Raw genomic sequence first — 25,915 nt, 5'->3', positions numbered from 1 at the left:
CGACATGGCGATCGTTACTGTCTCGAAGAAAGCCTGTTCGGTCAATCCGCTCAAGATGAGCCAGCCGATCGGCGGATCATTTGCCTTCATGGGCTTGCGCGGCGCGATGCCGCTTTTGCACGGCCCGCAAGGTTGCGCCTCCTTCGGGCTGACACTGTTCGTGCGCCATTTCAACGAAGCCGTGCCGATGCAGACAACTGCCATGAGCGAGGTTGCCACCGTGCTCGGCGGCCACGAGAATCTCGAACAGGCGATCCTCAACATCTACAATCGCGTCGAGCCCGAGATCATTGGTATCAATTCGACTGGCGTCACCGAGACCAACGGCGATGACGTCGAGGCCTTCATCCGGTTGATCCGACAGAAGCATCCGCAGCTCGAAAAGCTTTCCCTTGTCTACGTCTCGACACCGGATTTCAAGGATGCCTTTCAGGATGGCTGGGGCAAGACAGTGGCGCGGATGATCGAGGTGATTGTGGCTCCCGTCGACGCAGCGAGACCGCGCGATGCCTCCCGCGTTAACGTGCTACCTGGTTGTCACCTCACGCCCGGCGATCTCGACGAGCTTCGCACGATCTGTGAGGATTTTGGGCTCAAGCCCTCCTTCTTGCCGGACCTTGCCGGTTCGCTGGACGGCCACATCCCCGAAGAATTCACGCCGACCACGATCGGGGGCATTGGAGTGGACGAGATCGCGACCATGGGGCAGGCGGCTTGGACGATCGCGATCGGCGCGCAAATGCGCCGTGCGGCCGAGACCATGCAGGCGCGGACAGGCACGCCATTCCGTCTGTTCGAGCGGCTCTGTGGCCTTATCCCAAACGACGAATTCATCGCGTTCCTGAGCCAGATCAGCGGCCGGTCGGTGCCCTCGAAATATCGCCGGCAGCGTGGACAGCTGGCAGACGCTATGTTGGATGCACATTTCCATATCGGTGGCCGCAAGCTCGCGATCGGCGCCGAACCGGACCTGTTGTTCGATCTTTCAAGCTTGCTCCACGACATGGGAGCGCAGGTCACTGCTGCGGTGACGACGACGAACTCACCGGTGCTCCAACGGGTCAGGATAGAGGACGTTTTGATCGGCGATCTGGAGGATCTTGAAGAGCTTGCCAGGTCGCGTGACTGCGACCTCTTGATGTCGCATTCACATGGTCGCCAGGCCGCTTCACGGCTCAATGTTCCGTTCTTCCGGGTGGGCTTTCCGATGTTCGATCGCCTTGGCGCTGCGCACCTCACAACGGTCGGCTATCGCGGCACGCGCGACCTGATCTTTGACATCGCCAATCTCATCATCACCGACCGCGAAATCAACCATCGGCCGACGCCTGACACCTGGCGATCCACCAACACCGACCTGCAGGTCGATCCGCCTCGGTTGCATTGAGCAGGAGAGAAAACAACACGGATGAAAGTAGCATTCGCCACTCAGGACTTGAAGCATGTCGATGCGCACTTCGGCTGGGCCAAGAACATCGCGATCTACGAGGTCGGCCCGGAGGGGCATCGGTTTATTGAGGCGATCCAGTTCGGCGGCGACCTCACCGAAGACGGCAATGAGGATAAGCTCGAGCCCAAGATCGAGGCGATCAGGGACTGCGCAATCCTCTATGTTGCGGCCATCGGCGGCTCGGGTGCTGCGCGAGTCGTCGCGAGCAAGATCCATCCGATGAAGGTGCTGCAACCAGAGCCCATCGACGACCTTTGCGTCAAACTCGAAACCGTGCTGAAGGGCTCGCCGCCGCCCTGGCTGCGGAAGCTGCTCGCCAAAAACCCGGAACGTACAGTGGATTTCGAAACCTGAAGGAACGAGGATGCCAGATCCGTCCGAAATCACTCCAGCCGCCGCGGCGGCGGAGCGGCCATTTCTGAAAGAGCTCATCAAGATCTGGCGAGCCCAGGGCACCCACGGCGCCTGGGAGGGCAAGAAGGATCTCGAGCTGCTCGAACCCTACGTTCTCGATAAGCGCAAGCGCCGTGCGCTGCCGATCGTCGGCAATCCCGACGCCGACACGACATGGCGGCTAGAGCTGTTTTTTGACGCCGTTGCGCTCTCGATCGAGAAGGCGACCGGCGTAATGATCTCGCCAATGCTGAAGATGCATCAGGAAGGGTTCGGTCGGATCGTGCTGATCGGAGGCCGGCTCGTTGTGGTGAGCAAGCAGCTGCGCGACGTGCATCGCTTTGGTTTCGATCATCTCTCTGGTCTCGCCGATGAGGGCGACAAATTCGTCAACAGTGGTGTTGAGATGATCCGTAAGTTCCCGGAAGTGGCGAATTATTGAGGCGAGCATGAACGATGTTGAAGGCCTGAAAGCGGAAATAAAAAAGCTGTCGGCCAAGGCGACCCAAGCCAAGATGGACCTCCACGACCTCTCCGAGGAGCTGCCGGTCAACTGGTCCTCGATCCTCAGCGTGGCCCAGAAGGCCCACGCTGCCTTCAGCGAGCTCGAAAGCAAGCGCCAATGCCTCCAGGCGCTTGAAAAAGCATAACGGACCCTAAGCCAATGTCATTCAGGACCCGCGACGGTCGCAATTGGAGGCCGGACTACCTGGTTTCTATCGATCCCAAGAAGTGCATCGGCTGCGGTCGCTGCTATAAGGTTTGCGGCCGCGAGGTCATGACGCTGAAGGGGCTAAGTGAGGGTGGCGAAATCATCGATCTCGATGAGGACGACGATGAGCTCGAAAAAAGAGTGATGGTGCTGAATGACGAAGGCGCTTGCATCGGCTGCAGCGCCTGCGCCCGGGTGTGTCCAACAAACTGTCAGACCCACACACCACCTGCTTGACTTAGCTTTCTTCCACGATGTGGACGAGTCAGTGGTCAGATACAAGCTGGTAGGGAACGCCAACATCCAACCTATCCTACTCGCGTGAAGCCGGCAGTTGCCGAGTCGGGCGTGACCTTGCATGGGCCAACTGGCCGATCGTCCGTTCCATGGGTATGGGGAGATATCGCAAGACGAGCGCGCTCGACGCGCTCACGCGGACTGCAGTCGCCCGCCGGCGAAAGCAGCTGATGAGCTAGGACAGCTCTTGCGGCATTTCGCCCGCCGACTGGTACGGAAATCCCATGAGGTCAAGCTTCTCTCCGCATCGCTCCTCAGCCTGCCGATGGACGCAGTCAACCGGACCTTACGGGCCAGCCACCCCTCGGTGTAATCGACGACAGTGCTCTTTAGCGATGAGGTGTTCAGGCGAGAACTCGCTATATTCGCGCGGGCATACGCACCTAAGAAGGTTTCGGCGCTCTGCGTCCACTACAAGGTCGGCTCCGCCGACGAGAAGTCGGGCAAATCGGGACTGGCGCATTTCCTCGAATACCTGATGTTCAAGGGAACGGCCAAACATCCGGCCGGCGAAGTCTCGCAGACCGTGCGGCGGATCGGCGGCAACGAGAACGCCTTCACCTCCCTCGATTACACCGCCTATTTCCAGCGCGTGCCGCGCGAGCAGCTCGCGCGGATGATGGAGTTCGAAGCCGATCGCATGACCGGCCTGATCCTGAAGGACGAGAACGTGCGGCCTGAACGCGACGTCGTGCTGGAAGAATTCAAGATGTGGGTCGCCAACAATCCGGATGCACGGTTGATCGAGCAGATCATGGCCGCACTTATCTCAACCATCCCTACGGCCGACCCGTCATCGGCTGGCACCAGGAGATCGAAAAGCTCAATCGCGAGGACGCGCTGGCCTTCTACCGCCGCTTCTACGCGCCGAGTATAACCGTGCGACCTATTGGAAGAAGTGCGTAGAGCTGACGCTGGCTCGGGCGGACCTGCTCGACCAATTCCGGCCGCAACGTTGAAAACAGGCTGAGGGTTTCCGTGTCTGTAAATTTATCTTGGCTTCCGCAACTTGGGCTCGGAAACGGATTCCGGAACCTCATCCGGCGTCCCGCTATTTAACGCATGAATTCGACTTCGCATGCTGAAGGGCAGGGTCTGCTTCACCACCAACGTGATGCTAAATTTACCAGCGCCATTTGGTGGTCTTCGAGTTCCGACGCCGAGTCTAGTTGATCGAGAATAGAGTCCGCCTCATCAAGCTGACGCTGAACGGCAGATTTAAACGGGTCTATCGCTTCGGTTTCGCCCGCGCTGCTCGACGTCCATGGCGACGACCCCATGTCGCTCGAGCAGTTGATGGCCTTCACCGTCACCGCGGATCACGGCCGCCGGGAGCAGGTCCGGCAGGCGATTTCTGACTGTCGGCAGAAGGAATCCTATCAGATCCGCCGCATGCTCGCGGAGAAGACGGTGCGCGTCTCCGACCGGCGCGCCGTGTTTGTCGGCGTCGACGCCTACGACGTGGCCGGCGGTGCGGTGCTGCGCGACCTATTCCAGTCCGGCGACGGCGGCTGGCTGGAGGATGTCGCTCTGCTGGACCGTCTGGTGGCTGAGAAGTTGAAGGCTGAGGCGGAGACGATCGCCGCCGAAGGTTGGAAGTGGATCGAGGTGGCGACCGACTTCCCTACGGCCAGGATGTCGGGTTTGCAACATGCTGTCGGGGCCGTGACGCCTCCGATTGGAAATATCGCTTATGCAAATCAAGTCATTGCAACTGGCATAAGGTTTGAAGGAGGTGAAACAGGAACGTCATCAGACAGCACCTACGCAAGGAGGGGACGGTGGTGGCTTATAAGAGTATCACCTCCTGGATTGTTGCATACAGCGGGTACGATGTTGACTGTCCCAATGCCGCGATCCGGCGCAATGCGCGATCGCGTATGGTCTTGTCACGGTGATTGACGATTGGATGGCGGCTCGAGGCGACATCGATGCACGTGCCTGCTGCGGTGCTGCGCCTGTGCCGGGTCCCGCGCCGGCCGGCATGAATGCCCGTGATGCGCCCGAATTCGAACGGCTCGAAGCCGAACTGTGGCGCATGGATGCCGACGGACCAACTGCGGTTGATTGGAGCAAAGTCAATACGCTGTCGTTCCATATCCTGGCGAACCAGTCGAAGGACATTCTGGTCGCCTGTTGGGCCACCTATGGTCTCTTTCGGACCAGAGGATACCAGGGCCTCGCCGTCGGCCTAGGCGTTTTGCGCGGCATGGTAGACGCGCATTGGGAAGGTCTCTTTCCGCCGGTCAAGCGGGAACGGGCGCGGATCGGAGCCATCGATTGGCTCGTTGGCCGCGTTGGACCAGAGGTGGCCGCGAATGTGCTGATCGAGGCTGAATATCCGGCGGTGCTCGCCGCCTATGAGGCGCTTGACGATCTCGATCGCCAGCTGCGCGACAAGCTTGTCAATGAGCAAGCCTCTACGGGCGAGTTGTTGAGGACGCTGCGACCGCACTGCGAACAAGCCAAGCGCGCAATCGCCGTGCCGACGGAACGTGCGGCTGAGGCGGCCCGAGCTGTCGAGCAGGCCGGCGGCGCCGCGGCGGAATCCACTTCGCCGGTTGAGGTTGCTCAACCGGCAGCACCGGAGGCAGCACGATCGGCTGGCGCCGATGGCGACTGTGCCGCCTTGGTCGACCACTTGCCTGATATGCTCCGGCTAGCTGCGGCCGCCCGGCGCGTCGCATTCCCCACAGATCCGCAGGTCTATCTGCTCAATCGCGTCGGCTCCTGGATGCGCTTTGACGCCCTGCCGCCCGATACAGGTGGCCGCACGATGATATTTCCGCCCGCGGACAATATCGCAGCGTTAGAAGCCAAAATAGCGGCCGGTCAGCACGCCGATCTGTTGAATTTAGCCGAAGAGATCGTTTGGATCTCACCGTTCTGGCTCGACGTTCACCGGCATGCCGCGAAAGCGCTGGAGCAAATGGGGCTGCTCTTTGAGCCCGCGGCCGCGGCCGTGCGCGCAAGCGTAGCCCTGCTCGTCACGCGCTATCCGCGGATATTGACGTTTCAGTTCAACGACGGCCGGGCGTTCGCAGATCAGGAGACGCGCGTGTGGGCCGCCGTCGGTGGTACGGACGTGTCGGCGGGCCGTGATCCTGTCGACGACGCCGTTGTTGAGGCGCATAAGCTGATTGGCGGCGGGCAGCCGCAGGCCGCACTCGAGAAGCTGTCACGTGCGCTGGATGGCGCGAGCGGAGAACGAGCGCGGTTCGTGGGCCAGCTTGCGCAAGCACGTTTCTGCATCGAAACCGGCCTCGTTGCGACCGCCGTCCCGCTGCTCGAGCACATGGAAGAGGTGATCGCCCAGCGCAACCTCGAAAGCTGGGAGCCCGCACTTGCGCTCGACGTCGCCGAATTGCGCTTTCGCGCGATGACTCATTCCGACTCGCAGCAGATGCTTGACGAGCCGCGCCGTCGCGCCGCGCTCGAACAGATCCGAACGCGGGTCGCGGCCATCGACATCGCACGCGCACGCTTGTTCGCTAGCTGACCTGGTCAGGGACAAAAGTGTTAACAGGAGTTGAAATGGCACAGGAAAGTTCGGTCGCTCCAAAGGAGCGCATCAATATCCGCTTCAAACCGGCAACCGGCAATCTGAAGGAGGATGTCGAGCTGCCGCTCAAATTGTTGGTTTTGGGCGACTTCACCGGAAAGACCGATGACCGCCCAATTGAACAGCGAGAGCTCGTCAATATCGACAAAGACAATTTTGACGAGGTGGTCAAAAGCCAGGAACTGACCCTCGATATCTCCGCTGAGAATAAAGTCGACGACCGGCCTGAAGCCGTCAAGCTATCGGTGTCGCTGAAGATTGAGAGCCTGAAGGACTTCGAACCCGAGCGTGTCGTACAGCAAATCCCCGAATTGCGTGCATTGACCGAATTGCGCGCGGCCCTGATCGCCCTGAAGAGTCCCCTCGGCAACGTGCCGAGTTTCCGCAAAACCATCCAGAATCTGCTCGAAGACCACAGCGCACGGCCGCGGCTCCTGAGCGAGCTCACCAGCACGAGTGAGCGAGCGGATGGACGAGCTGTTTGAGGAGCAACGGCGCTATGAACGACATAAGCGCGCAGCAGCCGGCCGAAGTCGGCAGTACAGCCACCGACCTTTCGCTGGTGGATCAAGTCCTCGCCGAAACCAGGATGACCCCGGGCGACGACGGTTACGACCTCGCCCGCCGGGGCGTCGCAGCGTTCCTTGCCGAGCTCATCAAACCGAGCCGGGCCGACGAGCAGGTCAACAACGCGCTCGTCGATCGAATGATTGCGGAGATCGATCGCAAAATCTCGGCTCAGCTCGACCAGGTGCTGCACGCGGATGAGTTCCAGCGGTTCGAATCGGCCTGGCGCGGGCTTAAGTTCATGGTCGACCGCACCGAGTTCCGTCAGAACATCAAGGTGGAAATCCTTAGCGTGAGCAAGGATGAACTGCTCACCGATTTCGAGGACAGCCCCGAGATAGCCAAGTCCGGGGTGTACAAGCACGTCTACACTGCAGAGTACGGCCAGTTCGGCGGCCAGCCTGTCGCCGCCATGATATCGGCCTACGAGTTCAGCAGTGGCAGCCAAGACGTTAAGCTCATGCGGTATATGAGCGCGGTGGCCGCGATGTCCCATGCACCAGTCATTGCCGCTGCTGCCCCGGAAATGTTCGGCGTCAAGCATCATGAGGAGATCGCGGATCTGAAGGACCTGCAATCGGTGTTCGAGGGACCACAATATGCTAAGTGGAACTCGTTTCGCGAAAGCGAGGACGCTCGCTATCTTGGCCTGACGTTACCGCGCTTCCTGCTGCGCTTGCCCTATGGCCCGGAAACGATTCCGGTGACGGCGTTTAATTACCAGGAGACCTTAGATGGTGAACCCGACAATTACCTGTGGGGCAACTCGGCTTTCGCCTTCGCGACGCGCTTAACCGATAGCTTCGCCAAATATCGCTGGTGCCCGAACATCATCGGCCCCCAATCGGGCGGGGCGGTTGAGGACCTCAACCTGCATACATATGAGGCGATGGGGCAATTGCAGACTAAAGTGCCGACGGAGGTTCTTATCTCCGATCGGCGCGAGTTCGAACTTGCCGAGCAGGGCTTCATCGCGCTGACGATGCGCAAGGGCTCTGACAATGCCGCTTTCTTCTCGGCAAATTCTGTGCAGAAGCCGAAGTATTTCGGTAACACGCAAGAAGGCAAGGCGGCCGAGCTCAACTACAAGCTCGGCAGCCAGCTGCCTTACGTGTTCATTATCAACCGGTTCGCGCACTACATCAAGGTGCTGCAGCGCGAGAACATCGGCTCGTGGAAGAGCAGGAAGAGTTGCAAGGCGAGCTGAACAACTGGATTCGCCAGTATGTCGCCGATCAGGAGAATCCGTCGGCGGAGGTACGCTCACGGCGACCTTTGCGAAAAGCGGAGATCATCGTCGAGGACGTCGGGGGTGAACCGGGTTGGTATCGCGTGGGTATCGCCGTCGTTCCACACCTAAAGTACATGGGCGCGGATTTTGCGTTGACGCTTAAAGGTAAACTCGACAAGCAATAGAGGTGATAGGCGATGTTCGACCGCAGTCTTCTGGAGCGCTTGGAGGACGGCACGGCGACCAATCATGGGACGCCGTCCGAGCGTTTCCGGGCAAGCGTGCTGGAAAACTTGCGTCGGGTTCTGAACTCGCGCCAGGGCTGCTGCGAAACACGGCCGGACTTCGGCATGCCCGACCTCAACGAGGCGGTCGGGCACGGAGCCGACGTGGTGCGCGCGCTCGCCCGTTCGCTCAAGCAGCAGATCGAGACGTTTGAGCCCCGCTTGAAGAATGTTTCGATCCGCTTTCATGCCGATCGCGAAAATCCGCTGCAGCTGAGCTTCCACGTCAACGCGACCGTTGAGCATAACGCTCGAACGGAGCCAATCTCCTTCGATGCGATTTGCGAGAAGCACGTTCGGGTAAGGGGCTGAGGCGGCAGTGGCCCTTAATCCGTATTACGAGGATGAACTGGCCTATTTGCGCGAGCTCGGCGCTGACTTTGCTTTGGCGAATCCGAAGCTTGCACCCTTTCTCGGGCGGGATGCCACTGATCCCGATGTCGAGCGGTTGTTGGAAGGCTTCGCTTTTCTCGTCGCACGGTTGCGACAAAAGCTCGACAACGAATTTCCCGAATTCGTCCATGGCCTCTTGCGGATGGTATGGCCGCAATATCTTCAACCTTTACCGCCGATTACAACTCTGGCCTTTGCCTTGAAATTGTCGGCGAGCGCCGCGAGCCTGACGGTGCCGGCCGGCACGAGCGTCCGCTCGCGGCCGATTGAAGGAACCAATTGCACGTTCGTCACCTGCTACTCAATTGACGTGTTGCCGCTGGAGATCAATGACGTTCAGCTCGAGAACCGAACCAGTTCTGCTCGCCTAACTCTGGGTATCAAAGCAACCGGCCGGCAAAACCTGTCATGTCTTAAGAATGGTCGGCTCCGCCTCTTCTTCTCGACTGAGCGCGAGCCGCAAGTTGGGCGCTACCTATTGGCTTGGCTGGCCCGTCACGTCTCGCAGGGAACTGTCACCGTGGGGGATCGACAGGTCGCCGCCATCGGCCCAGCGCAGATCGCGCCTGTTGGCTTCAGCGACGACGAGGCGGTTTTGCCCTGGCCACGCAACGCCTTTTCAGGATTCCGGATCATTCAGGAGTATCTGAGCTATCCGTCGAAATTTCTCTACGTCGAATTGTCTGGTCTCGAGCGGCTCGCAGCCCACACGGAGACCGAGTGCAGGCTCAGCCTCGAGTTTCGGCGTCCGTTCCCCGCCCAGTTGCGGGTCCGCAGGGGCCAGATTTGCTTGAACTGCACACCAGCAATCAATGTCTTCAACCATGAGGCCTCGCCAATTCGGCTGAATCGGACCAAGACCGAATACCGCGTGCTTGCCTCGGGAGGGCCGAACTTCTCAATCCGGTCCGTCGATGGTGTGACCGGCCATGTGCAAGGCCGTCCCGAACGCATCGAGTTCGAGCCATTCGATCTGTTGCGGCACGATTTGCCCGGCGCCGAGCACAACCGCGCTTACTTTCGCGAGCGTATCCGGCCGGCGGTGGTCGGCCGGGGCGTCGATCACTATGTGAGCTTCGTTGACCGGCTCGACGTCGCCCAGCATCCGCCGATAGACGTCGTATCCCTGCAATTGACCTGCTCCAACGGACGCATTGCGGACCGGTTGCCTATCGGTAGCGTGGATCTGCCGACCTCTGACACGCCTCGCTCTGTCACCTTCTCCAATATCACAGCGGTCGTTGCGGAAGTGCCGCCACCGGTCGGTGATGGTTTGTTGCGGCGGTTGACGGCCAATCTGGCGCGCAATTACGGCGCTATGGCCAACATAGGAACGTTGCGGACCGTTCTTGCCAGCTACGAGTTCCGTGCAGTCTACGACGTTCAGGCGCGTCGCCGCCTGGAATTGTTGCTTGAAGGTCTCGATCAGTTCGTGAGCACGGACACCGATCACGTGGTGCGCGGCGCCCCGATTCGAATGCGAAATATCGAACTGGCCGTGATCGACAGCAAGATCGGTGGTGAGAGCGAATTGTTCCTGTTGGGATCGGTTCTAGACGCTTTCTTCGGGACATTTGCCGGCATCAATATGCTGCACCGGTTTTCGGTCCGCGGCACGGAAAGCACCGCACATTACATATGGCCAGCGAGAATTGGGTGTATCCCGCCGCTCTGACCGTGCCCGATGAACGCGATGAGTATTCGGAGTTCGAGTTCTTCTCGCTCGTTGCGCATCTCGAGCGCCACTTCAGCGACGCTCCCCGGATCGGATCCACCGATGATCCCGCGCGCGAGGCGGTGCGCTTTCGCGCGGCGCCGACGCTTGGCTTCCCTGCCGAAGAGATCGCCGAACTGAGACAGATCAAGGCCGCCAGCGAGCGCGTGGAGGTAGAGGTCAATTTCCTCGGGCTACACGGTCCCTCCTCCCCGCTGCCGCCCTTCTACACCGAACGCGTCATGCACGGGCACGGCGTTGGCTCGCTCGACGATTTCTTTGATTTCTTCAATCACCGTCTGATCAGCCTACTGCTGCGGATCTGGCGGTACTACCGCCACCATTTGCGGTTCGAGGAGGGCGCAACCGACGCGATCTCAGTGCTGATTGGTGTGCTCTTTGGGCTCATGCCCACTGAAGACACAGCCAAGGAAGGGGAGTGGCGGGCGCGGCTGCTGCCGCATGCCGGCGTACTTGCCTTGTGCAGCCGGTCGGCCAAGCTTGTGGCTGGCGTGATTTCCTGCCACCTCAACATTTCAGCCCGGGTCGAGGAATTCATCTGGCGCGAGATCGACATTCCACCACAGGCGCAGTGGCGCCTTGGCCGGCCTGGCCTTGAGCTCGGTGTTGATACGCTTGCTGGCGAAACCATGCCGGACATCGTAGGCAAGTTCCGGCTTTGCCTCGGCCCGCTCAACCAGCAGCAGTTTCGGTCGCTGCTGCCCGGTTGCGAGAGCCATGCCATCCTTGCCGTCTCATTAGCGCCATTCTGCGCGAGCCCTTGGCATGTGATCTCCAGCTAGAACTAGCGCTCGGGCAGACGCCGCAATGGACTCTGGGCGAAGGAGAATTCGGCTGGACGACATGGATCGATCCGCCCAACGGAACCGGAAGCTTTGTTCTATTGTGATCGTTTTAGAGTTATTCGCGTACGGTGAAGATCACTCGGCGAGCTTTTGTCAAGGATCGCCATCGACTGCGAACACCCATCCGCTGCGAACGCCCGAGCGAAGACACCTCACTCCTGCTTCGTGTCCGATTGGGGGCATGTAAGTCCGGAAGCCGCGGCCGAGAGCTCGAGTGGTTGGCCGGGCATGGCGTGAAGACGCGCTGCTTTTGCCTCTCTTCATCGCATACGATTGTCTGCCAAGCCGGTTGCTGTGAAGCGTGTCATGGCCGCTGGTTGCTTGCTCATGATGCCCGGCGGGACAGCCAAGTCCTCGCTCAACACTTGCGCTGGCGGTCTTTCCAGCCGCCCGCGCAACTTGTCTGGCTTCGGCGCCGTCGCCTATATCGGCGCCCCGTGCACTCCGCCACCGCTAGACCTTGCCATCCTAAAGCGGCTTTGCGCCGAGAAAGAGGACGAGAATGCGGACCTTGTGAGGCAGAAGCCGACCGGGCTCTAAACATGCAAAGCATCCGCATCTGCTTTCTGGAGCGACAAACTCGATCTGCCCACGGCAAAGAAGGTCTCCTATGTCGATGCCTTCGATATCGAACTCCAACGGCGCGCGCGTATGCGGGCTCCGGGCGAAATTCGGTGCGGCATCGTGTCCGCGATAACTTGCCGGCAATACCGGACTTCTGCAGAAAATGTGTTGTTATATCAATTACGGATAGACAGAAGAGCCAACTCTCCTAAACAAATTCGACAAGCTCCTTCGAGGGGCTCATCGTGCGTTTCGCGCGGTTGCCAGACCGAGCTTCAGCATCAGTATGGGCTAAGTGGTTGATCCGCACGGCCAGCGCGAGGGGTTTTCAGGAGGCCGCGTTACGAACTGAGCTGGCAGCAGCTCGTGACATCCCTGCAGGCCTTAACCTTGTCCGGTGTCTGACGGCTGCACGGCCTCTGTCAGTTTGAGAACACCTGCGTCATTCGCCGAACCACAGATTGTTATGTTCAATAGCTGGTTAGCTTGGAGATGCCATTGGCACGACCGTTGCTACTGAACTCTGGTAACATCAATTGGCGGAGTGCACGTAGATGCGCAAGACGACCGATGCGCTCCTTTGGCGGAGTTGGCATGCCTCGTTTCTGAGAGAGAGGCCCGCGCGGCCTCCGATGCAGCTGAGTTTTCTTCCTGCGAAACCGACGCATGAGCCAATCGATCAGCTTCACAACTATGCAGCTCGACGGTCGGCAATGCTGGCGCAACGGCAATTCCAATGGGACGCTCGGATGAGCATTTGTGGCGGCGAGCAGGCCTGAAGGTGTGGGATGCATCTCATACTCAGAGTCCTTGGAGAAAACGCCGAGCCCTTGGGCCGCAACGGAACGCAGGCGTTTGGTCCCGAAGGGGGCTCCGTCGGTCGCGGGCACGGCTGCAACTGGCGGCTTTCAGATCCGACCAATACGTTGTCAGGACACCACGCGCGGATCGCATTCAATGGCGTCGGTTTCACGATCACCGATACGAGCACCAATGGCGTCTACATCAACACGGTGGACGCAGCGCTGGGACGCGGCAATACCGCACCGTTGGCTGATGGCGATACGCTATTTTTGGCGAATTACATCATCTCGGTGATGATCGAGGACGATCCTGTTGCGGAACGTGAACGGCTCGGCTTGACGGGGTCGAATGCAACGCGCCTCGGCCGTACAAAGCCGACCTTGCCCTCGCCTTCACTCAGCCAAGAGTCCGCAACTGCAGTTGTTCCGACTGCCGGACCGTTGGGAAGCGATACGCATCTTCCTCCCGGTCCCTCAATGGTGACTGGCCCGCGGCAGATATTCTATTCAGCTGCACAATGGGAGCCGCAGACAGCTCGTCCGCCATCCTTGGGTGGAGACAACGCGCTTAGCAACGACATCGAGGCTGTGGATCCGACACTGGAGGATCTTGCCGGGCGACCGTCAAGCGCTGCCACGACCGAAAGACCGTCCTCGCACGCGCAGTCGGGAAATGTTGGATCAATTCCGTTGTCGTCGGTCGACACGCGATTTCTCGAGCCATCCCGACCGCTGCCCTCTGCCCCCCAATGGCAGGAGTGTACTGTCGAATGGCCATCCTGCGCCAATCGTCCCTGAGGATCTCGATCTCGCCGATCTGTTGCCGAAACCGGCCTCGCGCCGCTTGCCATTGGTGTCATCGCAGCGAACAGAAGCGTCCCTCAATGAGCAGAACGAGCCGGTCCGGATCGCGCCTAAGCCGATCGCCTCTCCTTCGACGAATCACCTCGGGAAATTGCGGGGGTCTGATTCAAGGTCGCCGCCGCCCGATGAGCGAGAGCTGCTGAGCCTGAAGGAAACTGCTGCGCATCGGGCGGTCGGCGCTACCCAGGTGCGAACCGCAACAACGAGCGGTACTCCGCCGTTACCTGCGGACCGCCCATCCGAAGCAGACGAACTGCTGGCGTTCTGGAATTCGCTCGGGTTCAATCCGAACCTTGTGCCACCAGCACAGGGTCGAGAGTTCTTTGCGGAACTCGGCCGTGCGATCGCCGAGATGACGGACGGCCTACATTCGATACTCGCCGCGTGGGCTATGGTCAAGAATGAGTGCCAGATCGGGCCGACGCAGACACGCGCTGGGAACGACAACGCAGTACAGTTCACCAACAGCAGTCATGCCCTGCGCGAGGCGCTTGCAAAGGATCGCGGAGTCCTATTGCTCTCGCGGTCGGTGCGGGCAGGTTTCGACGACATCAAGGCGCATGAGGTCGCGGCGGTCGCGGCAATGAAAGGGGCGGTCAGCAATGTACTAACGCAGATGAGCCCCCAGCGCATCGAGAGCGACGGTGCAAATAGCGGCCTTTTCGGCGCTCGCATCAATAAGGCCAAGCTGTGGGACCGATTTGTGGAACTGCATGCATCAATGGTCGATGACGTTGATCGAACGGCCCGCTCCTATATCGCAGAAGAGTTTGCCCGAAGCTACGACTCGCAAGTCCCTGCACCTGACCGGAATAGAGGGAAGACGGCATAATGGCGACGCCGAACAGAACCCGTTGGCTGTCCGTCGTTAGCGGTGCGTTGCTGATGGCCGCTGCAGCCATTAGTTGTTCAACTGACAAAGTCTCTAAGACGACGGCGATCAACTTCGTGATCGAGGCCGATGACTTCGTCAATCCAAACGCGCACGGCAAACCGTCGCCGGTTGTCGTGCGCATTTATGAACTGAAGTCGACGGCCATCTTCACGCAAGCGCAGTTCTTCGAGCTGTTCGACGATGACGTGAAACGCCTCGGGCCGGATCTGGTGGCCAAGCGCGAGGTCGAACTGGCGCCCGGCGACAAGGTCGATTTCGAGCGCAACACACCGATCGAGACCCGCAACGTCGGCGTGATCGCGGGCTTCCACTCGGGCAACGATGCCCAATGGCGCTCAACTGCCGAAATCAAGCCTGATCGTGACAACAGAATCTCGGTCAAATTGATTGCCGAGGCCGTCAGCATAGGGGGAGGCTAGCCGAAAGTGGTGGGAAATGTTCTGACCAGTCCATTGTGATCGCAACGACCCCTGGCCGATGCGCCGTTTGGAAAATTCAGCGAAGAGGCGCCTCAAATAATGTCGACAAGCAAACCGATCTGGTCCGAAGGCATGTTGGTGCGGCCACATCATTTTCAGCAATACGACCGCTGGATCGAGCAACTGGTCGAGAGCCGCGTTGCTGGTCTGGTCGCCTACGCCTGGGGCATTCGGAAAATTGCCTTTGATCGTAATCTTCTGAGGCTTGGCCAAATCGCCCTTACCGAACTTGAAGCCATTCTGCCCGACGGCACGGCCCTTCATGCGCCGGAGCATGTCTGCCTTCCGATCGGGCGAATCCCTCCGCCGGCTGCGAAAGACCTGCTCGTCAAAATCGCCGTCGGTACACGCCGGCAATCCGGCAACAGCGCCTATTGCGCGGATGTACTCGCGCGCCGCCACGATAAGGAGGTCTTGCAGGTCCGGAATGCGAGCGCGCCTGAAAGGGCTCCGGTCGATATCAAGGTTGCATCGCTAGCAACACGTCTCATGTTCGACGGCGAGGAGCAGGGTGACCTGATCATGCTGCCCATCGGCCGCATCCATGATATCGATCCGGCCGGCCCGATCACGTTGTCCGACACCTACATTCCGCCTGCGATCGACGTTCACGCAGTCCAGCCGCTCGTCGCGCTGTTGAACGAAGTCAGATCGGTGTTGCGGGCACGCGCAGAGGCGCTTGCTGCGCGCGCGGATCCCTCGCGCGCGACGGCAGACGGAGGGGGATTGATTGATCTTCTCATGTTATCGATCGTGAACGGCGCAGAAGCCGTGTTCGACCATTTCGCGGCAACACCTGGGCATCATCCTGAAACTCTCTTCCGCGCACTGCTCGACCTTGCAGGGCAGCTGTCGAGTTTCGTCGGCGACCGCCGCAAACCGTACGAGATGCCTCCCTATCGGCATGAGGATCTCGAGAGCTGCTTCACGCCTTTGGCTGATATACTGCGCAAGCTGTTGTCTGTCGTGATCGAGAGCGCCGCAATATCGCTCCCATTGCAGGATCGAGGCTACGGCATCCGGATCGGCCTGATCACCGACCGCACATTGTTCCAGGACTCTCGGTTCGTTCTCTTGGCTGTTGCAAGCGTACCGGCCGAGACGTTGCGCAACCAGCTTCCGGCGCAGATGAAAGTAGGCTCGGTCGAGCAGATTCGGGACCTTGTCAATCTTCAGCTCCCCGGTGTTCCGTTTCGCGCGCTCGCTGTGGCGCCGCGCGAATTGCCCTACATCCAGAATGCCGTCTATTTCGAGCTGGACCAGTCGGCGGAGCTGTGGCGTATCCTGCCGCGCTCGGCGGCGTTTGCGTTCCACGTCAGCGGTGACTACTCGGATCTCCATCTCGAGTTCTGGGCCATCCGCAGAAAGCGTACGTGACGGGCCCGAAACACATGGATGAACCAACACTCATTGGACGCAGGCCAGTCGGTCCGACCCGTAACACTCAAGGCGGGCAATCCTCCGCTTGCGGCACCGGCCCCCACACGCGGTCACCTGTACCTGAATCTGACGACGTATGGGGCCCCAACCATACCGAGATCGTTCTGCAAAGTCTCTTCGAGCCAAAGGCAGTTGAGGACGCGTTCGCCGCGGCCGCGACGCCGCTCCTTTTGCTCGTCGCGCAACTTCGCGTCGTCAACAATGCCGATATCGCCGCGCTACGTCGTGGGATTGTCGAGCAAATCCGTCGCTTCGAGAAGCGTGCGGCCAAAGATCAACCGCTTGGCAGCGATGTAACAGCCGCCCGCTACGTAATATGCGCGTTGCTGGACGAAGCGGTGATGACCACGCATTGGGGCAGTGAAGGCGCCTGGAGTGACAACAGCCTGCTCAACCAGTTCCATAACGAGACGTGGGGTGGCGAGAAGGTCTTCCAGATACTCGAATGCGTGCGGGCACAGCCGGCCAAATACCTCGCCTTACTTAAACTTATCAACATCTGCTTGTTGATGGGGTTTGAAGGCAAATATCGCGTCGTTGAAGGGGGCCGCGAGCGGCTTGAAGACCTGCGTTCTGACGTTCAGCGTCTCTTGCGGGACCATACGAGCGAACCACCGGCCGAACTATCGATCCGATGGAGCGGCGCCAAAGTACGTACGGGCGTGCGTCGTTACGTGCCGTTATGGTTCATCTTCGTCGGCGCCGCCCTCACTATGCTGACCAGCTACAGCGTCTTCCATTGGCGCCTCTCGGGCGAACTCGCAGCCGTCGAGCAGCTGCTCGTCGTGATCGCCCGGTCTGGGCCACGCTAAAGGAGGTGCAGGTGTCTGGCGCTCAATTCGCCGCACTCTTCTCGGTTCGAGGCGTCATCACGCTGACCGCCTTGTTGCTGGCCGACGCGTTGATCTGGTTCGGCGCCCCTCACCTTGACCTGTTCGGTCAGCATCCGTTCGGGTCGGTGATTGTTCGCGCAGCTATAATCGGCTGCCTCTTGCTGGCGGTCGTCCTCATCATCCTTGTCCGTTACTGGCTGGCCCGCCGTGCTAACCGGCGTGTTATCAAATCGCTGATGGAGAGCGAGGCGCTCGGCATGGCCTCCAAAAATAGTGGCCAGGACGAGGTCGAGCTGATCCGTAGACGCTTCGAGGACGCGCTGAAGGTCCTCCGCAATACGGTCTTCGCTGGTAAGCGCGGGCCGAGCTATCTGTTCGAATTGCCTTGGTATATCATAATTGGGCCATCGGGCGCCGGGAAGACAACGATCCTGCGCAACTCGGGCCTCGAGTTTCCGCTGGCCGAACGGCTCGGTGTCGATCCGGTGGCGGGCCTCGGCGGCACGCGGAACTGCGACTGGTGGTTTACCGAGGAAGCAGTCTTTATTGACACGGCAAGCCGTTACACGACACAGGACACGGATGCAGAGGTCGATCGCGCGGCCTGGCACGGCTTTCTTAATCTTCTCACGATGCATCGCCGCCGGCGGCCGATCAACGGCGTCTTGGTTGCGATCAGCCTGTCCGATCTGTTAACGGGTAACGGGCGCACGTTCGCCCGGTCCATTCGTTCGCGGATACATGAGCTACTGAAGACGTTTGGCATGCGCATTCCGGTCTACGTTCTGGTGACCAAGTGTGATCTCGTGCCCGGCTTTGCTGAATATTTCGACGATCTCGACGATGAGGGGCGCGCCCAGGTCTGGGGCAAGACCTTTCCTCTCGACGGGCCGGGCGATCAAATCGACGACGTCGTAACGGTTGAGATCCAGGAACTTGCCGAGCGGCTCGAGAGCAAATTGGCGTTTCGCATGCATCGCGAACGCAATCCAAACCGTCGTGCAATGATGTATCTGTTCCCGAAAGAATTGTGGAGCATCCGGACGGCGGTCGCCGGCTTCGTTAGCGAGGCTTTCCGGCCGAGCCGCTTCGAAGTGCGTCCAATGCTGCGTGGGATCTACCTGACAAGCGCCGCACAGGAGGGAATGCCGCTTGAGAGGATGAACGGTGCAATCAGAAGGAATTTCGGTCTGCACGCGGGGCCGCCCGCGTTGTCAATTGGGCCGGGAAAGGCATTCTTCATCAAACGGCTGCTGACCGATGTGATCTTCGCTGAGCAGGGACTTGTCGGCCGCAATCTCAACCTCGAACGCAAGCTCGCGATGGTGCACTGTGGTGGCTATCTCGCGGCGGTCATACTGGGGCTGGCCGCATTGACTCAGTGGTACGACGCCTTCGCTCGCAGCCGAGCGCGCATCGCTGAAACCAAAATGGCCGCACAAACAATGCAAGTGCGCCTCAGGGAAGTACACGAGCCGCTGGACCTGATAAAGCTCCTGCCGACCCTCAATGCCGCGCGCCGGCTGAGCTTGGCAGCCGGAGAGAACACTTGGGTTGCGTGGCTCGGTGGTCTCGGGATTTCGGCGACTCCGGTGCTCGCGCCAGCCGCGCAACAAGCTTATGAACAGATTTTGCTCGACCGCCTGCTGCCGGCCTTTGCTGGAAGGCTTGCCGTTCGCATCGAGGGGCTATTGCGTACTGGCAATGACACTCAGCTAGACGAAGCCAAGGAGATGTTCCGCACGTATTTGATGCTGAGCGATCCAAGGCATTTCGATCGCGGCAAAGTCGAACGGGCTGCGCGCAGTGAAGTGGCGCTTGCATTCGCGCTGAAGACGACATCAGCGGCTGAGCTGCGGGAGCACTTTTCACGCCTTGTCGAATTGCTGCCGAAGCCCATCGCGAGTGACCAGAAATTTGTGCTTGCGGTAGGCTTGCGGCTGAGGGAGCGTCCTTTCGTCGAGCAGATCTACGCCCGGCTTTTGCGCGAAGGCGCTCAGAACACGCGGCTCCGGCCGATCGACCTGGTCAGTCTGCTGGGGCCTGGCCAGCTGGAGATAAAGCTACAGGCTGCTGTCCCCACCATAGGCCATCCGGAGCTCCCTTCTTCGGGCGGCACCGCGATCATTCCGGGCATCTTCACACGGGCTGGTTTGATCGATTTCATGCTGCCGCGCCTTCCGCTGATCGTTCAAGACGAGCAAAGCGGCGACTGGATCCTTGGCGGCAGCTCGTTCGACGCGGCGGATACACAGCAGGTCGTGCGCAAGGTCATCGATCGCTATGTTGCCGATTACATTCGCATTTGGACAAGCGCGCTGAGCAGCGTCCACGTCGTCAAGTTCGACGGTATGCAGCGCGCCTCGGCAATCCTGCGCGGGCTGGCCAGCCCGGAAAGCGCACTGCAGCAGATCATTTCCCTCGTACGGGACAACACGAACCTGCCGGCGCCCGGAGAGCAGATCCCGGCCAAGACGGGGAGACAACGGCCGCCGTGTTCTCGGCGTCATTCGGCGACGCCCCCTGGCCGGGAACACGGATCACCGAAGCCTTCCAGCCTCTGGTCCAATTGGGCCTAGGCGGAGCCTCGGGACAGGGGGCGAGCATGGATCGCATCCGCGATCTTTTCGGTGGGCTGTATGCAACGATGGCCAATATCGCGACCGCACCGGATCCTGGCCAAGCCGCATTTCAGCTCTTTGAGCGGCGCGTCAAGGATCCGAGCAGCGATGCTTTCGGCACCTTGCGCGCCGACTCGGCGCTACGACCCGAGTTGGTCCGTACCATCATGAACGACATCGCGCTCTCAACATGGAGCATCTTGATTCAACAGGCTCACAGTTATGTCAATGCTGTGTGGACGCGGGAACTGGCGCCGGTCTGCCAAGCGGGCGTCTACCAGCGTTATCCATTGTTTGCGGCCGCGACCGAAGACGTGACATTAAAGGACTTCAGCGATCTCTTTCGCCCCGGCGGGATCCTTGATGAGTTTTTTCAGAAGTACCTGGCGCCGTTCGTCGTCGAGCGCAGAACTGGCCTTGCGCTGGCAACCATCGACGGAGCGACGGCGCCGATCCATGCGGATGCCCTGACTCAATTTCAGCGCGCGCGAGATTCGCAGGTCCTTTTTCAGCGGCTCGGGGTCCGTACCGGCCGTGAAGTTCAGCATCAAGCCGGTCTATCTCGCCTCCAAACTGCTGCGCGCGACTTTTGCCATAGATGGCAAGGAGATCGTCTATCGTCACGAGGCGCCCCGTGCCTACGACCTCGAATGGCCGTCTCGAACCGATGCAAGCACGGCCTCTGTCACCCTTGCTTCCGTGCATGGAACTGAGGAGAAGATTGAGCGGTCAGGCCCTTGGGCTCTGTTCCGTCTCGTCGATGCCTCGCGCCCCTCCTCGCGTGGCGCTCCCGACCGCTTTACGATCACCATCGGCGGACCTGACCGGCCCGACGTGACCTATGAACTGCGGGCCGAAAGTGTACGCAATCCATTCAGTTTGAGTGTCCTTCGTTCGTACCGATGTCCGGATCACCTATGAGAGGAGCGCCGTGAGAGTTCTTGTTTGTTTTTGCGGAAAGAGGCGGGCAAATGTCGCAGGCGGCACCCTGGCGCGAGCGGTCGGTTCAGCCGAAATGCCGGCAGCTGGTCGCCTCGTGGCGGCGAGTGATCTGCGCGACGCGTTCCAGCCGCGCAACCAGATCGAAACCGCAATCCCCTATGATGAGCCCAACGGATGGCTGGCCGTCGACGTTCCGACGGGCAGGGTTTTGCCTTGCGCTCTGGCGCAACGGGCTCGCAGCGATACGAATGTAATCGTCGAACGCCTGGTCGAGGCTGCATTGTGAGTGCGGCCAAGCCGGGATACGTACTCGGCGGTCGTTTCGATCTCGCAGAGATTATTAGCGAGGGCGGCACCAGCACCGTCTATCGTGCGATTGATCGGATCGGCCTGTGGGCGCGTGAACTGAGTCCAGAAGTCGCAGTGAAGGTCATCCAGCCACATGCGAAGATGCGCCAGAAGCTAGCGCAGGTGCTGCACCGTGAGGCGCGTCTTTTGCGTGGCTTCACACATCGGAACTTGGTGCGGATCTACGATTCCGATTACGACGGCAAGTACCATTACCTGGTCATGGAGCTCTTAAAGGGCCGCTCGCTAGCGCAGATCCTGGCCGATCGTCAGGATCGCCGCTGTCACCCTCCGTATCCTTTCATATCGTGCGCGCCGCCGGGCAGGGCCTTGCCCACATGCACAGCCAGGGCATTGTCCATGGAGACCTCAAACCGGGAAACATCTTCATCACTTCGGCGGGCGATGTCAAAATTGTGGACTTTGGGACAGCCCTCATGCTGGACGCTTCGCCGCAACGCGACGGGGCCACGGCTCTGCTCGATCAGATTGGACTATTCACACCAGCCTATGCGTCGCCAGAGATGCTGATGGGTGAACCACGGGCGGAAGCCGATGACGTCTATTCTCTCGCCGTGGTCGCGTATCTGGTCCTGACCGGCAGGCATCCGTATGCGCAACGGCCAGCCGACGAGGCACTCGAGGCAAAACTCGCACCCGCGGCGCCGCCGACAATTTCGCCGGCGCAATGGCGCGTGCTCGCGTCGGCCCTTGCCCTCAATCGCCGCGACCGTATCAAAACCGTCAGTGAGTTCGTCCAGAGCCTTGCCCGGCCACATTGGTTCTACCGATGGTACGGTCGACGCATGCCCCTGTCGCGAAGCGAGACGAGGCGCACTCGAAACGACATTCCTTTGTAGGAAGCAGCATCGGCTCGAATGCATAGATCATTGGGAACGGACAGGCTTGTTTAGATGCTCATCGGCAACGCGAGAGACGATCCTTCCTCTGCGTTGTCCGAAGCGCCGCAATTTAGATTGCTTCGATAGATCGGCGGAAGGTCTGCTAGTTTCGGGAGACGGGGTCATCCGGAGCATGCTCAAAGCGGAGCAATTCAAAGAACTCGAGGCCTACACTGCTCACTGTGCCTTTCACGACGCCAGCGATCATCGACGCACTGAGTTGGCATCCGGTGCTATCGGAAATCATGCGAGCGCGATCAATGTCGCTCGATTCATGGTGGCCTTAGAGGAGGCTATCCTGTGGCTTGCGCTGGAATGCAACATGGACGCAACGGTTTTTCTAGTTTTGAAATAGATGAGGCGCCGTTGGCGGCTGGAGAAGGTGACCTCGCGCCATGAGCTGTCGTCGCGAACCGACCGATGCGGCACTTCGCCACAATCCGCAAGGTCGTGTCCCCGGTGGTGGTGTAGCTCGGTAGAGCAAAGCCGCCCGGACGCGCGCCCTCAAATAGCGCCGTAGCGGGCGGGCGGCTTTGCGGTGGTCACCGGCAGTTCTCCGGTAGGATCGGGTTGCGACACGCCAACGCAACCGAGGAACCACCGATGACCGACGACACGATGAACGTGCGCACGCTCGTGGAGAAGACCCCTGATGCCGATCTGTTGCGCGAGATGATCGGCTTTGCCGCCCAGCGCCTGATGGAGCTGGAAGTCGAAAGCCAGACCGGGGCCGCCTATGGCGAGAAGAGCCCCGAGCGTCTGGCCCAGCGCAACGGCTACCGCGACCGGATCTGGGAGACCCGTGCCGGCGCGGTCGAGCTGCGCATTCCCAAGCTGCGCAAGGGCTCCTACTTCCCGGGCTTTCTGGAGCCGCGCCGCATGGCCGAGAAGGCGCTCACCGCCGTGGTGCAGGAGGCCTATGTGCAGGGCGTTTCGACCCGCTCGGTCGACGATCTGGTGCAGGCCATGGGCATGACCGGCATCTCCAAGAGCCAGGTCAGCCGGCTCTGCGCGGAGATCGACGACAAGGTGAAGGCCTTCCTCGCCCGCCCGATCGAGGGCGACTGGCCGTATCTGTGGATCGACGCCACCTACGTGAAGGTGCGCCAGAATGGCCGCATCGTGTCGGTCGCGGTGATTGTTGCGGTCGGCGTCAACAGTGACGGCCGGCGTGAAGTTCTCGGCATGGATATTGGTCCCTCCGAAGCCGAGACGTTCTGGACGGCGTTCCTACGCAAGCTCGCTCGCCGCGGCCTGCGTGGCGTCAAGCTGGTCGTCTCCGACGCCCACGAAGGCATCAAGGCCACCGTCGCCAAGGTGCTCAACGCCAGCTGGCAGCGCTGCCGCGTCCACTTCATGCGCAACGCGCTGGCGCATGCCGGCAAGAGCGGCCGCCGCGTCGTCTCGGCCTTCATTGCCACAGCATTCGCACAGGACGATGCCGAGGCCGCGCGAACCCAGTGGCGCAAGGTCGCCGACCAGCTCCGGCCAAAGCTGCCGAAGCTTGCCGGCTTCCTCGACGAGGCCGAGACCGACGTGCTGGCCTACATGACGTTCCCGCCGCAGCACCGGACCAAGCTGCACTCCACCAACCCGATCGAGCGCCTCAACGGCGAGATCAAGCGGCGGACCGAGGTGGTCGGCATCTTCCCCAATGAGGACGCCATCGTTCGCCTCATCGGCGCGATCCTGCTCGAACAGAACGATGAATGGGCCGTCCAGCGCGCCCGTTACATGACACTGGAAACAATCGCGCCGTTGAGCGATGATCCGAGTGTCAGCCTCACGGCTATCACCAGCTGACCAGCCCGGCGCTCGCCGGCGAACGCGGTGATCCACCGCCAGCTACACCACGCCAAGGGACACGATCATCCGCAAAGCCGTGCGAGCTGATCCGGGGTATCGCCAACCACCCGCAAATGCAGACCATCCAATTTGGTCTCATTACGCTTTACCAGGCAATGGTGGCTCAGCTCCATTCATCTTCTGTACTTGAGAAGGCTTGCAGCCCAAACGCGTCTTTAAGGAGCTTGAGGTCGATGGATGACAAGGATGCGGCCGCCTGATCCCAATTCGGCCGTGTACTGCTCACCCCAGATGTAAAAACGTGTCATCGGAACCGCCATGGTGGGCAGAAGTCTGAACTCTCGCAGGACGCCGACTAGGAAGTCGTCCGCCACTCGGGGAGCGTGGATCCAACCAAGCCCGACTCTCTCGCTGATATCGGGCGGCCCGATTTCATTCATGTGCTCAACTCGAGGATGGGGGTGCTGCCCGGGGGTGAGCATAAAGTTCTCGCCTTCCGGATTGTTTGGGGTCGCGGGCGCCCGCCCTGGCCACAATACAGCAGCATAGCGCATACCGTTGATAAGCACACTTTGCGGCCGCAATAGCGTCGGCAGGAGGCTGCTTTCTCGCAATTCCGCGATCAGCGGGTCCGGGGCAAGGCCGCCCCCCAATTGGGGAGGACATAAGCTCCGAAATCGCGCTCTGCCTGCCCAGCCCCTGATTCGGCCGCAAGGGTCGGGCGATCCGACGGCATTGCGCGCGCCTGTGGTGCTGACGATGGTCCGGCGTCTGCGAAACCCTGAAACATCATACCTCTCGCACGATCCCAGTTCTCGAGTTGGGCTTGGTGGAAATCCCGAAGCATGTCGCGCAAATTCAGCAGACGGTTACGAAACCCGCCAATCGCGGGCGCATCGCGCCCCATATAGTCGACTGCATAGTCCTGCACGTCGGTGTCTAAAGACGGCAGCGCAATCCGGTCGACCAGTGCTGGTCTGTTGGTCTCGTGGATCCACTCGAGGAAATCGTACATATCGCCTGCGGCAAGGTCGGCGCCGCGGGAGCGGTGGTTCGGGAGCTTCTCAGTAAGCCAATTCCAAAAGTCCTCATGGAGCGGCCAATCCTCGGTACGGGGACCGGACCCTGATCGGAGCCGCTGCTGTTACCGCTGTTACCGCTGTTAGCGCTGTTACCGCCGTCGCTGCCGCTGCTGCCTGTTGTATCGCTGCGAGTGTCGCTGCCCGAAGACGGCCTGTCTCCATCAAAGCCCTGAAACATCAAATGCCGCTGACGGGCCCAGTTGTCGAAATGCAGGTCCCGAAGCATATCTCGCAAGTTCAGAAGGCGGTTACGAAACCCGCCAATCGCCGGTATATCGCGCTCTATATAGGCGGCTGCATAGTGTTGTACGTCGGTATTCAACGACGGCAGCGCAATCCGGTCGACCAGTGCTGGTCTGTTGGTCTCGCGGATCCACTCGAGGAAATCGTACATATCGCCTGCGGCAATATCGGCGCCGCGGCAGCGGTGGCTCGGGAGGTTCGCGGCAAGCCAATTCCAGAAGTCCTCATAAAGCGTCCTATCCACCGGATGGGGGCCAGGTCCCTGAGTGGAGCCACTGCTGCTTTCACTCACCCGAATCTCCGGTAAAAGGTGCAGCGGCAATGCATGCGCCCTCGATCCGAAGCGCAAGTCGCCTGAGCTCGGTTGGGGGCGTCTTGGCTGATGTTTTCGAATTGAAAAGCAGCTTGATGCGCCGCCGCTCAAGCTTGCTCGCGATCAATCTTCCAGCAGCCCACAAGCCGTCATTCGGCACCGCCATATGTGCTGCGATGACCATGAGGAATCCGACGACATCGAGCATCTGAACTTCTCGAGATCCGTTCTCGCTTTCGCCCTTTTAGAGCAATTCTGCCGGAGCAACAACGAGCCAATCGGCTACCCTATATCTCGATCGACGAGAAGCT

The 25,915-nt window shown here is 60.2% G+C and carries 23 protein-coding genes and 4 pseudogenes; 24 read left to right on the top strand and 3 right to left on the bottom strand.

Features of this window, described 5'->3' with window-relative positions; translation table 11 throughout:
• The first annotated feature begins 4 nt into the window (after window positions 1–4).
• The 19 genes and pseudogenes from nifN (at window position 5) to tssM (ending at window position 19,926) form a co-directional block, all read left to right on the top strand.
• Entirely contained in the window at window positions 5–1,387 is a 1,383-nt protein-coding gene (nifN, locus tag ACTGJ9_RS39240; RefSeq protein ID WP_456675369.1) for a nitrogenase iron-molybdenum cofactor biosynthesis protein NifN, read from the top strand.
• A 21-nt stretch (window positions 1,388–1,408) separates the two neighbouring features.
• Complete coding sequence (gene nifX / locus ACTGJ9_RS39235; RefSeq protein ID WP_456675368.1) at window positions 1,409–1,804, top strand: nitrogen fixation protein NifX; 396 nt, start codon at window positions 1,409–1,411, stop codon at window positions 1,802–1,804.
• Between the two features lie 10 nt (window positions 1,805–1,814).
• A complete protein-coding gene (locus tag ACTGJ9_RS39230; RefSeq protein WP_456675367.1) occupies window positions 1,815–2,285 on the top strand; it encodes a NifX-associated nitrogen fixation protein in 471 nt (156 codons plus the stop codon).
• 7 nt (window positions 2,286–2,292) lie between these two features.
• Window positions 2,293–2,493, top strand: coding sequence for a CCE_0567 family metalloprotein (locus ACTGJ9_RS39225; RefSeq protein WP_456675366.1), 201 nt, complete (start codon window positions 2,293–2,295; stop codon window positions 2,491–2,493).
• Between the two features lie 14 nt (window positions 2,494–2,507).
• Window positions 2,508–2,792, top strand: a complete 285-nt coding sequence (gene fdxB, locus ACTGJ9_RS39220; RefSeq protein WP_456675365.1) for a ferredoxin III, nif-specific — start codon at window positions 2,508–2,510, stop codon at window positions 2,790–2,792.
• 466 nt (window positions 2,793–3,258) lie between these two features.
• A pseudogene (locus tag ACTGJ9_RS39215) lies at window positions 3,259–3,725 on the top strand (M16 family metallopeptidase); the annotation flags it as partial.
• A 357-nt stretch (window positions 3,726–4,082) separates the two neighbouring features.
• Window positions 4,083–4,514: pseudogene (locus ACTGJ9_RS39210) on the top strand (DNA-binding protein); the annotation flags it as partial.
• Window positions 4,515–4,761: 247 nt separating this feature from the next.
• Window positions 4,762–6,351: a type VI secretion system protein TssA gene (gene tssA, locus ACTGJ9_RS39205; RefSeq protein WP_456675364.1), complete on the top strand. Its 1,590-nt coding sequence runs from the start codon at window positions 4,762–4,764 to the stop codon at window positions 6,349–6,351.
• A gap of 35 nt (window positions 6,352–6,386) precedes the next feature.
• Entirely contained in the window at window positions 6,387–6,899 is a 513-nt protein-coding gene (gene tssB / locus ACTGJ9_RS39200; RefSeq protein WP_456675363.1) for a type VI secretion system contractile sheath small subunit, read from the top strand.
• A gap of 14 nt (window positions 6,900–6,913) precedes the next feature.
• Window positions 6,914–8,397: pseudogene (gene tssC / locus ACTGJ9_RS39195) on the top strand (type VI secretion system contractile sheath large subunit).
• 12 nt (window positions 8,398–8,409) lie between these two features.
• The gene (tssE, locus tag ACTGJ9_RS39190; protein ID WP_456675362.1) at window positions 8,410–8,808 is read left to right on the top strand and encodes a type VI secretion system baseplate subunit TssE; all 399 of its coding nucleotides are present in this window, start codon (window positions 8,410–8,412) and stop codon (window positions 8,806–8,808) included.
• 7 nt (window positions 8,809–8,815) lie between these two features.
• Window positions 8,816–10,564, top strand: coding sequence for a type VI secretion system baseplate subunit TssF (gene tssF / locus ACTGJ9_RS39185; RefSeq protein WP_456675361.1), 1,749 nt, complete (start codon window positions 8,816–8,818; stop codon window positions 10,562–10,564).
• Window positions 10,528–11,406 (top strand): type VI secretion system baseplate subunit TssG, encoded by an 879-nt coding sequence (gene tssG / locus ACTGJ9_RS39180; protein WP_456675360.1) that lies wholly within the window; start codon window positions 10,528–10,530, stop codon window positions 11,404–11,406. Before tssF ends, tssG begins: the two co-directional genes overlap by 37 nt.
• 1,415 nt (window positions 11,407–12,821) lie before the next feature.
• Window positions 12,822–13,634, top strand: coding sequence for an FHA domain-containing protein (locus ACTGJ9_RS39175; RefSeq protein WP_456675359.1), 813 nt, complete (start codon window positions 12,822–12,824; stop codon window positions 13,632–13,634).
• Window positions 13,635–13,656: 22 nt separating this feature from the next.
• Window positions 13,657–14,532, top strand: a complete 876-nt coding sequence (tagH, locus tag ACTGJ9_RS39170; protein WP_456675358.1) for a type VI secretion system-associated FHA domain protein TagH — start codon at window positions 13,657–13,659, stop codon at window positions 14,530–14,532.
• Window positions 14,532–15,014, top strand: a complete 483-nt coding sequence (gene tssJ, locus ACTGJ9_RS39165) for a type VI secretion system lipoprotein TssJ (RefSeq protein ID WP_456675357.1) — start codon at window positions 14,532–14,534, stop codon at window positions 15,012–15,014. Before tagH ends, tssJ begins: the two co-directional genes overlap by 1 nt.
• Before the next feature lie 99 nt (window positions 15,015–15,113).
• Window positions 15,114–16,451 (top strand): type VI secretion system baseplate subunit TssK, encoded by a 1,338-nt coding sequence (tssK, locus tag ACTGJ9_RS39160; RefSeq protein ID WP_456675356.1) that lies wholly within the window; start codon window positions 15,114–15,116, stop codon window positions 16,449–16,451.
• Window positions 16,448–17,326, top strand: coding sequence for a type IVB secretion system protein IcmH/DotU (icmH, locus tag ACTGJ9_RS39155; protein ID WP_456675355.1), 879 nt, complete (start codon window positions 16,448–16,450; stop codon window positions 17,324–17,326). Before tssK ends, icmH begins: the two co-directional genes overlap by 4 nt.
• An 11-nt stretch (window positions 17,327–17,337) precedes the next feature.
• Entirely contained in the window at window positions 17,338–19,926 is a 2,589-nt protein-coding gene (gene tssM, locus ACTGJ9_RS39150) for a type VI secretion system membrane subunit TssM (protein WP_456675354.1), read from the top strand.
• A gap of 362 nt (window positions 19,927–20,288) precedes the next feature.
• Here the strand turns inward: tssM and ACTGJ9_RS39145 are convergent, their stop codons facing one another.
• A complete protein-coding gene (locus ACTGJ9_RS39145; RefSeq protein WP_456675353.1) occupies window positions 20,289–20,516 on the bottom strand; it encodes a hypothetical protein in 228 nt (75 codons plus the stop codon).
• On the opposite strand from ACTGJ9_RS39145, the gene ACTGJ9_RS39140 reads away from it, so the two are divergent.
• The 5 genes and pseudogenes from ACTGJ9_RS39140 to ACTGJ9_RS39120 all read left to right on the top strand — a co-directional run bounded on the left by ACTGJ9_RS39140 (window position 20,503) and on the right by ACTGJ9_RS39120 (window position 23,963).
• Window positions 20,503–20,889, top strand: coding sequence for a type VI secretion IcmF C-terminal domain-containing protein (locus ACTGJ9_RS39140; protein ID WP_456675352.1), 387 nt, complete (start codon window positions 20,503–20,505; stop codon window positions 20,887–20,889). The genes ACTGJ9_RS39145 and ACTGJ9_RS39140 overlap by 14 nt on opposite strands.
• Window positions 20,890–20,983: 94 nt before the next feature.
• Window positions 20,984–21,196, top strand: a complete 213-nt coding sequence (locus ACTGJ9_RS39135; protein ID WP_456675351.1) for a hypothetical protein — start codon at window positions 20,984–20,986, stop codon at window positions 21,194–21,196.
• Window positions 21,193–22,118, top strand: a pseudogene (locus tag ACTGJ9_RS39130) (serine/threonine-protein kinase). The gene ACTGJ9_RS39135 and the pseudogene ACTGJ9_RS39130 overlap by 4 nt, the downstream one beginning before the upstream one ends.
• A gap of 175 nt (window positions 22,119–22,293) precedes the next feature.
• Window positions 22,294–22,515, top strand: a complete 222-nt coding sequence (locus ACTGJ9_RS39125; RefSeq protein ID WP_456675350.1) for a hypothetical protein — start codon at window positions 22,294–22,296, stop codon at window positions 22,513–22,515.
• A gap of 248 nt (window positions 22,516–22,763) precedes the next feature.
• Complete coding sequence (locus ACTGJ9_RS39120) at window positions 22,764–23,963, top strand: IS256 family transposase (protein WP_456675349.1); 1,200 nt, start codon at window positions 22,764–22,766, stop codon at window positions 23,961–23,963.
• Between the two features lie 625 nt (window positions 23,964–24,588).
• Here the strand turns inward: ACTGJ9_RS39120 and ACTGJ9_RS39115 are convergent.
• Together ACTGJ9_RS39115 and ACTGJ9_RS39110 are read right to left on the bottom strand one after the other, a co-directional pair.
• A complete protein-coding gene (locus tag ACTGJ9_RS39115; RefSeq protein WP_456675348.1) occupies window positions 24,589–24,981 on the bottom strand; it encodes a hypothetical protein in 393 nt (130 codons plus the stop codon).
• Between the two features lie 594 nt (window positions 24,982–25,575).
• Window positions 25,576–25,812: a hypothetical protein gene (locus tag ACTGJ9_RS39110; RefSeq protein ID WP_456675347.1), complete on the bottom strand. Its 237-nt coding sequence runs from the start codon at window positions 25,810–25,812 to the stop codon at window positions 25,576–25,578.
• Window positions 25,813–25,915: the final 103 nt, after the last annotated feature.

It is taken from the genome of Bradyrhizobium sp. RDM12 (assembly GCF_051917485.1).
In the GTDB taxonomy this organism is placed as follows: domain Bacteria; phylum Pseudomonadota; class Alphaproteobacteria; order Rhizobiales; family Xanthobacteraceae; genus Bradyrhizobium.
Note: the sequence above shows the minus strand (reverse complement) of the source record. Positions and strands in the feature narration are given on the sequence as shown.

Excerpts from the sequence above, each read along its gene's own strand:
- nifN (WP_456675369.1), top strand. The coding sequence starts at position 5 with ATGGCGATCGTTACTGTCTCGAAGAAAGCCTGTTCGGTCAATCCGCTC.
- nifX (WP_456675368.1), top strand. The coding sequence starts at position 1,409 with ATGAAAGTAGCATTCGCCACTCAGGACTTGAAGCATGTCGATGCGCAC.
- ACTGJ9_RS39230 (WP_456675367.1), top strand. The coding sequence starts at position 1,815 with ATGCCAGATCCGTCCGAAATCACTCCAGCCGCCGCGGCGGCGGAGCGG.
- ACTGJ9_RS39225 (WP_456675366.1), top strand. The coding sequence starts at position 2,293 with ATGAACGATGTTGAAGGCCTGAAAGCGGAAATAAAAAAGCTGTCGGCC.
- fdxB (WP_456675365.1), top strand. The coding sequence starts at position 2,508 with ATGTCATTCAGGACCCGCGACGGTCGCAATTGGAGGCCGGACTACCTG.
- tssA (WP_456675364.1), top strand. The coding sequence starts at position 4,762 with ATGGCGGCTCGAGGCGACATCGATGCACGTGCCTGCTGCGGTGCTGCG.
- tssB (WP_456675363.1), top strand. The coding sequence starts at position 6,387 with ATGGCACAGGAAAGTTCGGTCGCTCCAAAGGAGCGCATCAATATCCGC.
- tssE (WP_456675362.1), top strand. The coding sequence starts at position 8,410 with ATGTTCGACCGCAGTCTTCTGGAGCGCTTGGAGGACGGCACGGCGACC.
- tssG (WP_456675360.1), top strand. The coding sequence starts at position 10,528 with ATGGCCAGCGAGAATTGGGTGTATCCCGCCGCTCTGACCGTGCCCGAT.
- ACTGJ9_RS39175 (WP_456675359.1), top strand. The coding sequence starts at position 12,822 with ATGCATCTCATACTCAGAGTCCTTGGAGAAAACGCCGAGCCCTTGGGC.
- tssJ (WP_456675357.1), top strand. The coding sequence starts at position 14,532 with ATGGCGACGCCGAACAGAACCCGTTGGCTGTCCGTCGTTAGCGGTGCG.
- tssK (WP_456675356.1), top strand. The coding sequence starts at position 15,114 with ATGTCGACAAGCAAACCGATCTGGTCCGAAGGCATGTTGGTGCGGCCA.
- ACTGJ9_RS39145 (WP_456675353.1), bottom strand. The coding sequence starts at position 20,516 with ATGCTGAACTTCACGGCCGGTACGGACCCCGAGCCGCTGAAAAAGGAC.
- ACTGJ9_RS39135 (WP_456675351.1), top strand. The coding sequence starts at position 20,984 with ATGCCGGCAGCTGGTCGCCTCGTGGCGGCGAGTGATCTGCGCGACGCG.
- ACTGJ9_RS39125 (WP_456675350.1), top strand. The coding sequence starts at position 22,294 with ATGCTCAAAGCGGAGCAATTCAAAGAACTCGAGGCCTACACTGCTCAC.
- ACTGJ9_RS39120 (WP_456675349.1), top strand. The coding sequence starts at position 22,764 with ATGACCGACGACACGATGAACGTGCGCACGCTCGTGGAGAAGACCCCT.
- ACTGJ9_RS39115 (WP_456675348.1), bottom strand. The coding sequence starts at position 24,981 with ATGTACGATTTCCTCGAGTGGATCCACGAGACCAACAGACCAGCACTG.
- ACTGJ9_RS39110 (WP_456675347.1), bottom strand. The coding sequence starts at position 25,812 with ATGCTCGATGTCGTCGGATTCCTCATGGTCATCGCAGCACATATGGCG.